This is a genomic window from Rhodoblastus sp., assembly GCF_052145335.1.
GTDB lineage: Bacteria > Pseudomonadota > Alphaproteobacteria > Rhizobiales > Beijerinckiaceae > Rhodoblastus.
The window spans coordinates 1-11,099 of record NZ_JBKQOU010000133.1 but is presented as its reverse complement, the minus strand read 5'-3'; the positions used below and the strand labels follow the sequence as shown (position 1 = coordinate 11,099).

6 protein-coding genes are annotated in these 11,099 nt (G+C 57.8%); 1 reads left to right on the top strand and 5 read right to left on the bottom strand.

Features of this window, described 5'->3' with window-relative positions; genetic code table 11:
- Nucleotides 1-32 precede the first annotated feature (32 nt).
- On the bottom strand, nucleotides 33-1,274 hold the full coding sequence (locus tag ACLP2E_RS09390; RefSeq protein WP_442465750.1) for an argininosuccinate synthase: 1,242 nt from the start codon (nucleotides 1,272-1,274) through the stop codon (nucleotides 33-35).
- 96 nt (nucleotides 1,275-1,370) lie between these two features.
- The gene (locus tag ACLP2E_RS09385) at nucleotides 1,371-3,656 is read right to left on the bottom strand and encodes an NADP-dependent malic enzyme (RefSeq protein ID WP_442463546.1); all 2,286 of its coding nucleotides are present in this window, start codon (nucleotides 3,654-3,656) and stop codon (nucleotides 1,371-1,373) included.
- Between the two features lie 385 nt (nucleotides 3,657-4,041).
- Here ACLP2E_RS09385 and mutS point away from each other — a divergent pair, with 385 nt between their 5' ends.
- Nucleotides 4,042-6,696: a DNA mismatch repair protein MutS gene (gene mutS / locus ACLP2E_RS09380; protein ID WP_442463548.1), complete on the top strand. Its 2,655-nt coding sequence runs from the start codon at nucleotides 4,042-4,044 to the stop codon at nucleotides 6,694-6,696.
- A gap of 17 nt (nucleotides 6,697-6,713) precedes the next feature.
- On the opposite strand, the gene ACLP2E_RS09375 is transcribed toward mutS, so the two are convergent.
- The 3 genes from ACLP2E_RS09375 to ACLP2E_RS09365 all read right to left on the bottom strand — a co-directional run bounded on the left by ACLP2E_RS09375 (nucleotide 6,714) and on the right by ACLP2E_RS09365 (nucleotide 10,798).
- The gene (locus ACLP2E_RS09375) at nucleotides 6,714-8,033 is read right to left on the bottom strand and encodes an ABC transporter ATP-binding protein (protein WP_442463545.1); all 1,320 of its coding nucleotides are present in this window, start codon (nucleotides 8,031-8,033) and stop codon (nucleotides 6,714-6,716) included.
- Between the two features lie 21 nt (nucleotides 8,034-8,054).
- Nucleotides 8,055-9,785 carry an ABC transporter permease gene (locus ACLP2E_RS09370; protein ID WP_442465749.1) on the bottom strand — a complete coding sequence of 577 codons (1,731 nt, stop codon included), beginning with the start codon at nucleotides 9,783-9,785 and terminating at the stop codon, nucleotides 8,055-8,057.
- Between the two features lie 167 nt (nucleotides 9,786-9,952).
- Nucleotides 9,953-10,798 carry a lytic murein transglycosylase gene (locus tag ACLP2E_RS09365; protein ID WP_442463543.1) on the bottom strand — a complete coding sequence of 282 codons (846 nt, stop codon included), beginning with the start codon at nucleotides 10,796-10,798 and terminating at the stop codon, nucleotides 9,953-9,955.
- Between the last annotated feature and the right edge of the window lie 301 nt (nucleotides 10,799-11,099).

Below are 11,099 nucleotides of genomic sequence, written 5' to 3'. Positions count from 1 at the left end.
GCGCGAGAGCTTCGGCGACGCCGATATCCGCGTCAGATTTTCGAAAGCTTGCGCTCGCGTTTCGCCAGAGTGCGCAAACGAAGGGCGTTAAGCTTGATGAAGCCGGCTGCGTCCCGATGATCATATGCAACGGCCCCTTCCTCGAAGGTCACCAGTTCCTGATCGTAAAGCGAGTAGGGACTTTCACGACCCACCACTGCCACATTGCCTTTGTAGAGCTTCACCCGAACCCGTCCCGATACTTTTTCCTGGCTCTTGTCGATCAGGCCTTGCAACAATTCGCGTTCAGGCGAGAACCAGAAGCCGTTGTAGATGAGCTCGGCATATTTGGGCATGAGCTCATCCTTGAGGTGAGCGGCGCCCCGGTCGAGGGTGATCGACTCGATGCCACGATGGCCGAAATAAAGGATCGTGCCCCCGGGCGTTTCATACATGCCGCGCGACTTCATGCCGACGAAGCGGTTTTCGACCAGATCAAGCCGGCCGACGCCGTTTTCCCCGCCAAGTTCGTTAAGTCTGGTCAGCAGCATCGCTGGGGAAAGCTTTTCACCGTCAATGGCGATCGGATCGCCCTTTTCGAAGTCGATGGAGATGTAAGTCGGCTTGTCGGGCGCCCGCTCGGGATCGACCGTGCGCGAATAGACATAATCAGGCGTTTCCTGCGCCGGATCTTCTAGAACTTTGCCTTCGGAAGAGGTGTGCAGAAGATTGGCGTCGGTCGAGAAGGGCGATTCCCCGCGTTTGTCCTTGGCAATCGGAATCTGATGTTTTTCGGCGAATTCGATCAAGGCCGTGCGGGAGGCCAGATCCCATTCGCGCCAAGGAGCGATGACCTTGATATCGGGCTCCAAAGCGTAATAGGAAAGCTCGAACCGGACTTGGTCGTTGCCCTTGCCCGTCGCGCCGTGACAGACGGCATCAGCTCCAACCTTGCGTGCGATTTCGATCTGGCGTTTTGAAATCAGCGGGCGCGCGATCGAAGTGCCGAGAAGGTAAAGCCCCTCATATTGGGCGTTGGCGCGAAACATCGGAAAGACGTAATCGCGAACGAATTCCTCGCGCAGATCCTCGATGAAAATATTTTCAGGCTTGATACCCAGCATTTCCGCCTTCTTCCGGGCCGGCTCCAATTCCTCGCCCTGACCGAGGTCGGCGGTGAAGGTTACGACCTCGCAGCCATAAGTCGTTTGCAGCCATTTGAGGATGATGGAAGTGTCCAGGCCGCCAGAATAAGCGAGGACGACACGTTTGATATCTTTGTCGGGTTTCGTCATGGAGCCAATGATCCGCGAGAAAAAAGCGGCGCGACTATAGGCGCGCCTGCGCTGCGCGCAACCCCGTCGCTCAAAGCGCCGGAATCACATGAAAAATCACGCCTCAGCGTTGAAAGCCGCGAGCGCGGCCATATTGACGATGTCGGAATCCTTGCTGCCAAGCTGGACCACTTGCACCGATTTGTCGAAACCTACGAGCATCGGTCCTATGACCGTCGCACCGCCAAGTTCGAGAAGCATTTTGGTCGAAATCGAAGCTGCGTGAAAAGCCGGCATTATCAGGACATTGGCGGTGTCGGTCAGGCGGCAGAAAGGATAGAGCGCCATGGCCTCCTTGTTGAGCGCCACGTCGGCGGCCATTTCGCCATCATATTCGAAATCGACATGGCGTTCGTCGAGAAGGCGAACGGCTTCTTTTACGCGGGTTGAACGTTCACCTGGCGGGTGGCCGAAATTTGAAAAAGCCAGTAGTGCGACCCGCGGCTCATAGCCGAGGCGGCGGGCGAAGCCAGCGGCTTCTATAGCTATGTCAGCAAGATCGTCGGCCTCGGGCATTTCGGTAATCGCCGTATCGGCGACGATGATCGGGCGACCTCGCGCCAAAATCAGTGAGACTCCAATCAGCCGATGGCCGGGCTTTGGATCGATCACCCGTTGAACTTCTTCGAGCGTGATCGAAAAGTTGCGGGTGACGCCTGTCACCATGGCGTCGGCGTCGCCGGTGGCGACCATGGCCGCAGCATAATGATTGCGGTCGTTATTGATGATGCGCTGACAGTCGCGAACAAGGAAGCCCTTGCGCTGCAAGCGTTCGTAAAGCATTTGCGAATAGGCGGCGGTGCGCTGGGAAATCCGTGCGTTTTGGATTTCGATGAGCTTTTCGTCGAGTTCGAGGCCGGCGCGCTCGGCCACCTCGGCCACGCGCTCTTCTCGCCCTACCAGAATCGCCGATCCCAATCCCTGGCCAACGAAGGTGATGGCGGCGCGAATGACCTGCTCTTCTTCACCTTCCGCGAAAACCACGCGTTTGGGATTGCGCTTCACCCGGTCCATGATCGATTGCATCAGTCCAGCGACAGGATCGCGCCGCGCCGAAAGCTCGGCGCGATAGGCCCCCATATCGATGATCGGTTTGCGCGCCACACCCGTATCCATGGCGGCCTGTGCGATGGCGGGCGGCACGATGGAAATGAGCCGCGGGTCAAAGGGCACCGGAATGAGATAATCACGGCCAAATCGCGGGCGTTCGCCCTGATAGGCGCGGGCGACGTCATCCGGGACGTCCTCGCGCGCAAGTTGGGCGAGGGCGTTCACCGCGGCAATTTTCATCTCCATATTGATCGTCTTGGCGCGTACATCGAGCGCGCCACGAAATATGTAAGGAAAGCCGAGGACATTATTGACCTGGTTGGGATAATCAGATCGGCCGGTCGCGACGATGGCGTCGGGGCGCACGGCGTGAACGTCCTCCGGCGTGATTTCGGGATCGGGATTGGCCATGGCGAAGATGATCGGGTTTGCGGCCATGGACTTGACCATGGACTGAGTCAAAGCGCCCTTCGCGGAAAGGCCAAAGAAAATATCGGCGTCGACCATGGCTTCGGCGAGCGTGCGCTTGTCGGTGATGACAGCGTGGGCCGACTTCCACTGGTTCATGCCTGAGGTGCGGCCTCGATAAACAACGCCTTTGGTATCGCAGAGGGTGACGTTTTCGGGCGCGAAGCCGATGGCCTTGATCAGATCGAGGCAGGCTATGCCAGCGGCTCCGGCGCCATTGCAGACGAGTTTTGTCTTCCGAATATCGCGGCCGGTGAGATGTATCGCATTGATCATGCCGGCGGCGGCGATTATGGCGGTGCCGTGCTGGTCATCGTGAAAGACCGGAATGTCCATCAATTCGCGCAAACGCTCCTCAATGATAAAACATTCCGGCGCCTTGATGTCTTCGAGATTGATCCCGCCGAAGGTCGGCCCCAGAAAACGAACGGCGTTGATGAACTCGTCCGGGTCTTCAGTCCCCACCTCGAGATCGATGGAATCGACGTCGGCGAAACGCTTGAACAGGACGGATTTGCCCTCCATCACCGGTTTGGAGGCCAGCGCTCCGAGATTGCCCAGGCCCAAAATAGCGGTGCCGTTGGTGATTACCGCGACGAGATTGCCTTTGACCGTGTAGTCGTAGGCCTTCGAGGGATCTTCAGCGATGGCGAGAACCGGCACGGCGACCCCTGGCGAATAAGCCAGCGAAAGATCGCGCTGTGTCGCCATCGGTTTGGTCGGCGTGATCTGGAATTTGCCGGGTCTTCCCCGGGAATGGAATTGCAGCGCTTCCTGATCCGTGAATGTCGGCCGCTTGCCGCGGCTCGGTTTGGTGTCGGGCATGAATGTTAATCTCTGTTCGGCTCGGACGGAGCGGCGAACTTATGCGCGCCGGGCGACGATTCACAAGCAATCCTTTCGATAATCGCAATTTTTTTGATTGGTGCGCCCGTCTTATCCGAATGGCGTTGGAAAAACCGTCGGGATTGAGCGAACCGGGATGCGGAGCAGGCTTAGCTTTGCTAGCTTTGCTCTCAAATTGAGTATTGAGGAAACGATGAGCGACATGGACCGGCCTTGCATTCGGATCAATACGTCGGGAGCGGAGGCGAGTGCGGAGCAGGCCGGATCTGACGACGCGAACGTGGCTGAAAAAGAGAGCCCCGTCCCGTCGAAAGGGAAAGAATTGGAAAAGCAAAAGCCGGACTTGAGTGATCGCGTCACACCGATGATGGCGCAATATCTTGAGATCAAGACCGCCAATCCCCTGTGCCTTCTTTTTTACAGGATGGGCGATTTCTATGAACTTTTTTTCGAAGACGCCGAAATCGCTTCGCGCACCCTTGGCATTGTCCTTACTAAACGCGGAAAACATCTCGGCCAAGACATTCCCATGTGTGGTGTTCCCATCGAGAGGTCGGATGACTATCTGCAAAGGTTGATCGCGGCCGGTCATCGCGTCGCCGTCTGCGAACAGATGGAAGACCCCGCCGAAGCAAGAAAACGCGGGGCAAAATCGGTGGTCCGCCGCGATGTCGTTCGACTGGTCACACCGGGAACCTTGACGGAAGAACGACTGTTAGAGCCTGGTCGCGCTAATCTTTTCGTCGCGCTTTCCCGCCAGCGCTTGAGTGAAACCAGTTGGCTTTTTGGTTTGGCGGCGGTCGATATATCCACCGGCGCCTTCGAAGTCTTTGAGACGGACTTTCTAGGCCTCGCCGCCTTACTGGCGCGGTTGGAGCCGCGCGAAATCGTCGCCAACGATGCTTTGCTTGCCGATGAAGCCCTTCAACGGCTTTTGCGCGACACGGGCGCGCCGGTTGCGCCTTTGGGGCGAGCGACAGGCGAGGGCGCCATCTCGGAACGTCGGCTGCTGGAGTTTTATGGCGTAGCGACGCTCGAAGGCTTCGGTCCACTAACCCGCGCCGAAATCAATGCCGCCAGCCTTGCCGTCGCCTACGTCGAGCGGACGCAATTTTCTTCACGCCCTCGTTTGTCGCGTCCCAGTCGAGCGCAAAATAGTGAGAGCCTTGAAATCGACGCCGCGACTCGCGCTAATCTTGAACTGGTGCGCACGCTTTCAGGCCAGCGTAGCGGCTCGCTCGTATCGGTTCTGGATCGCACGGCAACGCCTGCCGGCGCCCGGCTCTTGGCGGATTGGCTGGCCGCGCCTTTGCGCGATTGCGCGAAAATCGTGGCCCGGCAGGATGCCGTCGCATTTTTTATCGAGGATCCGCTGCTACGAAAGGATATTAGGCAAAGTCTAAAGGGCGTTCCGGACATGATGCGAGCCTTGGGGCGTCTCGCATTGGAACGGGGCGGTCCGCGCGACCTCGCTGCTCTGCGCGACGGGCTCATGGCGGCGCGCGCGTGCGGCTTCCAATTGCAGGCGAAGAATCCGCCCTACCTTCTCGCTAAGGCGGCGGCCTTTCAAGCAGGCGTCGATCTGACCCTGCCGCAAAATCTTGGAGCCGCTCTGGCCGACGAATTGCCGCTCGATCGACGCGACGGAAATTACATCCGTGCGGCTTTTGATCCGCGGCTGGATGAAATCCGAGCCCTGCGTGATGAAAGCCGTCGCATCGTGGCGGCTTTGCAGGGACGTTACTGCGAGCTTGCGGAGACGCGTCAACTCAAGATCAAGCACAATAATTTCCTCGGCTATTTCATCGAAGTTTCGCAGGTGCAAGGCGAGCGGCTGCTGCGGCCGCCCTTCAACGCCACATTCATTCACCGGCAGACCATGGCCGGCGCCATGCGCTTCTCGACGTCGGAACTGGCCGAACTGGCGGGAAGGATCGCCAATGCCGGCGACGAAGCGCTGGCTTTGGAGCGGACCGTATTCGATGAATTAGCCGCGCAATCGCAAGGCCGCGCGGTGGAAATAGAAGCCGTGGCCAAGGCTCTCGCGGCGGTGGATGTTCTCGCCGCGCTCGCTGAAATCGCCGCGGACGCGAACTGGGTCCGTCCCAAGGTCGATGACAGCCTCGATTTCGAGATCGTCGGCGGACGACATCCCGTTGTCGAAGAGGCTTTGCGTTCGCGCGGAGAGCCCTTTGTGCCCAACGATTGCGATCTGACCGGAAAGATCGGCAAGAATTGTTCCGAATCGGGCGGCAGGATCGCCGTCGTCACCGGACCGAACATGGCCGGCAAATCAACTTTTCTGCGCCAGAACGCCTTGATCGCGGTGCTTGCGCAGATAGGATCCTTTGTCCCTGCGACGAAGGCGCATATTGGCGTGGTCGATCGGCTTTTTTCGCGTGTTGGCGCGTCGGACGATCTGGCGCGCGGACGGTCGACTTTCATGGTCGAAATGGTCGAAACGGCTGCAATCCTTAATCAGGCCAGCGAAAAATCCTTGGTCATCCTTGACGAGATCGGGCGCGGCACAGCGACCTATGATGGGCTTTCGATCGCTTGGGCGGTCATGGAACATCTGCATGAAGCCAATCGCGCCCGGGCGCTTTTCGCCACTCATTTTCACGAATTGACCCATTTGGGGCAGCGCCTGCCGCGCCTCGCCAATCTCTGCATGCGCGTGACGGATTGGAATGGCGAAGTCGTTTTTTTGCATGAAGTGGCGAAAGGCGCCGCCGATCGTTCCTATGGCGTGCAAGTAGCGCGCCTTGCGGGACTGCCGGCGAAAGTGGTCGAACGAGCCCGTCATATTCTGGCCGAACTGGAGCAAACGGATCGTCGCGCGCCGGTCGCGCGGCTCGTCGCCGACCTGCCGCTTTTCGCCATCTTGGAATCGCAGTCCGCCGCGCCGGCGAAAGGCGACCCGCTTCGCACCGCTCTTGATGCGCTGAATCCTGACGAAATGACGCCGCGCGCGGCGTTGGATGCGCTCTATGCCCTGAAAAAAGCCGCTGACTCCTGAGAGTTAGCGGCTAGCGTTTAATTCGGGTTTTCGAGGCTGAACATTTCCGCTTTTTCGTCATAGGCGAAAAGTTCGGCGTAACGCGCCCAGGAGATCACGGTTTCCAAAGTCTCTTCGGCATAATCTTCCGACATGTAATCTTCGAGTTCATTGCGGAAACGCGCGGCGGGCGCCGAATGGTTCGGACGGTCGTCGAGGACGCGCCGAATCAGGCTGATGATCGGCACGTAATTGATGAGATGTTGTGAAAACAGCTTTTTGCGCGCATCCGTGTCGAGATCGGCAAAGGCCCGACCGGCGTCGGAGAGGAGGAAGTCACCCTCCGTCAACATGCCGAAGCGCAGGAGCTGCAAGGCTTCGGCCAAGTGGAACAGCTCGTCAGCCTCCATGTTCAGTCGATCGGCCAGAACTGGCAAGTCCGCGCGACCGTTGAACGGCGCCGCGGCCACGGCTTCGATCAGGCCGGAGAGAATGTTGGTGGAAACGGGATGCAGCACCATTCCGACGCCCGTGCCAGGAATACCCTCGATGCTCGAAGAACGTGGCTCGGCCCTTTGCGTCATGCGCGCATAGATGCTGTCGACCAATTGCCGGAATGGCGGGTCCAGACGCTTGCGCGGATGTTGGAGATCGACCTTGATTTCTGCGGCGATGCGACCGGGATTTGAAGAAAACACGAGGATTCGGTCGCACATCAGCACCGCCTCTTCGATATTGTGCGTGACCATCAGCACGGACTTCATCGGGAGACGGCCTTCCACCCATAGGTCGATGATATCGGTGCGCAAGGTTTCGGCGGTGAGAACGTCCAAAGCCGAAAACGGCTCGTCCATCAACAACAGATCGGGATGGACGACGAGAGCGCGGGCGAAGCCGACGCGCTGGCGCATGCCGCCAGACAATTCCTTGGGATAGGCCGACTCGAAACCATCGAGGCCGATCAAATCGATCGCGGCGAGGGCGCGTTTGCGTTGCTCCGGTTTGGCGACGCCGAGAGCGTCAAGGCCGAGCTCCACATTCTCCAGCACCGTCAGCCAGGGGAAGAGCGCGAAGGATTGGAAAACCATGGCTATGCCACGCGGGGGTCCGTCAATGGCTTCGCCGCGGCAGGAGACGGCGCCGGAGGTGGGTTTGACCAGACCCGCGATAATACGCAAGAGCGTTGATTTTCCCGAGCCGGAACGCCCGAGCAAACCGACGATCTCGCCCGCCTTGATGGTGAGATCGACCTTTTCCAAAACCACCAGTTCGTCGCCATTGGCTTTGGCGAAGCTTCGGTTCACGTTTTTCAGGTCGATTAGCGCCGCATCGGCGTTGGTGTTGACGACATCGAGCATGACAATCTCCAAAGCCTTTGCTCAACCCAGGCGCAGGCGGTTTTCGGCGAAAGCATAAAGGGGACGCCACAGCAAACGATTGAACAGCGTGACGTAGATGGACATGACTGCGATGCCCAGAATAACCCGTTGGAAATCACCGGCTTCAGTAGCCTTGGCGATGTAGGAACCGAGCCCCACCGCATTGAGTTTCGTATCGCCCCAGCTCGCGACTTCCGCGACGATAGCCGCGTTCCATGAGCCGCCGGAAGCCGTGATCGCTCCGGTGATGTAATAAGGAAAGATTCCCGGCAGGATGACATACCGCCACCATTTCCAGCCAGAAAGATGAAAGCTCTTCGCCGCTTCCTTCAAATCGCCTGGAAAAGCGGTGGCGCCGGCGATGACGTTGAACAAAATATACCATTGCGTGCCCAGAACCATTAGCGGACTGAGCCAGATGTTGGCGTCGAGACCATAATGGACGATCAAGACCACGGCAGCCGGGAAAAGGATGTTGGCCGGAAAGGCGGCCATGAATTGCGCAATCGGCTGGATTTTTTCAGCGACCGAAGGCCGCAAGCCGATCCAAACGCCGATAGGCACCCAGATCAGAGAAGCCAGAGCGATCAGAATCGTGACACGAATCAACGTGTACAGTCCATCGATGACGGCGGTCTCAACATCAGACCAGTTCAATGACGAGGCGATAAACTGGACGACCATCCAGCCGAGCGAAGTGGCGCCGAAGAAAATGATGGCGATCCAAACCGCATCGATCGCCCGGCTCGGCACAATGATCGGAAATTTGATCCGTGAAAAATCGGGAAGTGGCAAACGAATGCGTGTCGTAGATTCGATGGCGCCGGATAATTCTGTCGCCAGTGTTCTGAGAAATCGCGTCTGACGAAAAATATCGAGTAGCCAGGAGGTTGGCACTTCCGCAGAGGCGGTCTGTTCGAACCGGAATTTGTCGGCCCAGGCCACAATAGGGCGAAACAGCAGCTGGTCGTATATGATGATCACGACGAGCATGGCGAGAACAGCATAACCCACGGCCGGAAGGTTCTGCTCCTTGATCGCGGTCGCCACATACGCGCCAACTCCCGGCAAGGTAACCGTGGTGTCGCCAACCGTATTCGCTTCCGACGCGACGACGAAGAACCAGCCGCCTGACATGGACATCATCGTGTTCCAGACCAGGCCAGGCATGGCGAACGGCACGTCCAGACGCCAGAAACGCCGCCACCAGGACAGGTGAAAGCTTTGCGTCGCCTCTTCCAGATCCTTGGGCACGTTGCGAAGCGACTGGTACATGCTAAAAGTCATGTTCCAGGCTTGGCTGGTGAAAATAGCAAAGACGGAAGCCAGTTCCGCGCCAATCACCCGGCCGGGGAACAGATTCATGAAAAAGACCACGGTAAAGGTCAAAAAGCCGAGAATCGGCACCGATTGAAGAATGTCGAGCACCGGAATGAGAACCATTTCCGCCCGGCGGCTTTTGGCGGCGATGGTTGCATAAACAAAGGTGAATAGTAGCGAAGCGACGATCGCCGCCAACATTCTCAATGTCGTGCGCAAGGCATATTCGGGCAAATGTCGGGGATCGAGTGAGATCGGCGTCGAATCGAGAACCGTCAACGGCACGTTGGCCTGATGCGCGCCATAGGTTACTATGACCAGGACCCCGATTACCAGCGCTAGCGCCGCAAGGTCGAAGAGATTGGGGGCGAAAGCTCGGCCCAGAGCGGTTGGCGGCGCGCGGTTCAGCACTGGCGCTTTTCCTTACATTCAAGAGCGGGGCTGGTGAGGACGAGATCGCGGTGGAAGCTGTTTGCGGAACCCGCCAGTGTTCGTTATCCCATCGTTCATGACAAAAATTTGACATTTTTGTCACTGGGGCGGCTACGGGCCGACCGGCGGCAGGCGCCTCGGTTATTTCAATGGTTTTCGGCGAGTTTTTCCGCAAAATAGGCGATGGTTTTAGAATAAACCGCGGATTTGTTCCAGGCTTGTATGGCCTCCATATTCGCGGTTCCCTCCCCCCATGGCTGGCCTCTTTGCCAACCGTAATGCTGGAGGAAGTTCGCGGTCGAAGCCAAGACGTCGGCTTTGTCATGGATGAGATCGCGAGTGCCGTCGCCGTCGAAATCCACCGCGAATTTCAAATAGGACGAAGGCATGAACTGCGTTTGCCCGATTTCGCCCGCCCATGCGCCGCGCGCGGTTTGCGGATTGATGTCTCCGCGCTGCACGAGCTTGAGCGCGTCGATCAATTCGCCTCGAAACTCAGCGGACCGCCTGCAATCCCAAGCGAGGGTCGCCAGAGATTCGATGGTCGGGAAATTGCCCATATAGGCGCCGAAATCCGTTTCGAGGCCCCAGATGGCCACGAGGACCGGACCGGGCACACCATATTGCTGTTCGATTTTTGAAAACAGCTCCGCGTTCTGGTTGAGAAGTTTCGCCCCTTTGTGGAGACGGAAGGAATTGACCATCCGAGCCGAAAATTCTTCGAATGATTGATGAAAAACCTTCTGGCCGCGATCGTGTGAAATGACCGACCGGTTGTAAGTGACGCCATTGAGACCCGCATCGATCGCGCTTTCCGATACGCCGGCCGTAACGGCCTCTTGTCGAATATTGCTCAAGAAATCTGCAAATCCTTCCGCGTCGTGACCGCATTCGGCCGCACGGGCGGGAAGAGCGGCGAGCGCAGCCAAAAACCCAAAAGCGACGAAAGTATTTTTGGCTCGACGTGAAAAAGCAGAAACCCAGGCGGTCATTGGCGTTCTCAAATGGTGGCGTTCTCGTTTTTATCCTAACGATCCATCTCGCGGCGCGAAACCGTTTCGTGATGCAAAACGAACCGGAAAACATGTTCATTAAATGTTCTTGCCAAGGTTGGGCAATTATGTAGTTTACGCACCATGGCGAATCGGGGTAGGGTGGAACGGTCGGGTAAGCGTCCGGTGACGGTGCCTTTGGGTTTGCCGGGCTTTGGCTGAAGTTACGACGTTAATTCCGTGATTAATGACGTGACGAGCGATTTGATGGCGCGGGTTGAGATTTTTTCGGGACGAGAAC

Bases quoted from the DNA above. Each gene is read 5' to 3' on its own strand.
- ACLP2E_RS09390 (WP_442465750.1), bottom strand. From the start codon at position 1,274: ATGACGAAACCCGACAAAGATATCAAACGTGTCGTCCTCGCTTATTCT.
- ACLP2E_RS09385 (WP_442463546.1), bottom strand. From the start codon at position 3,656: ATGCCCGACACCAAACCGAGCCGCGGCAAGCGGCCGACATTCACGGAT.
- mutS (WP_442463548.1), top strand. From the start codon at position 4,042: ATGATGGCGCAATATCTTGAGATCAAGACCGCCAATCCCCTGTGCCTT.
- ACLP2E_RS09375 (WP_442463545.1), bottom strand. From the start codon at position 8,033: ATGCTCGATGTCGTCAACACCAACGCCGATGCGGCGCTAATCGACCTG.
- ACLP2E_RS09365 (WP_442463543.1), bottom strand. From the start codon at position 10,798: ATGACCGCCTGGGTTTCTGCTTTTTCACGTCGAGCCAAAAATACTTTC.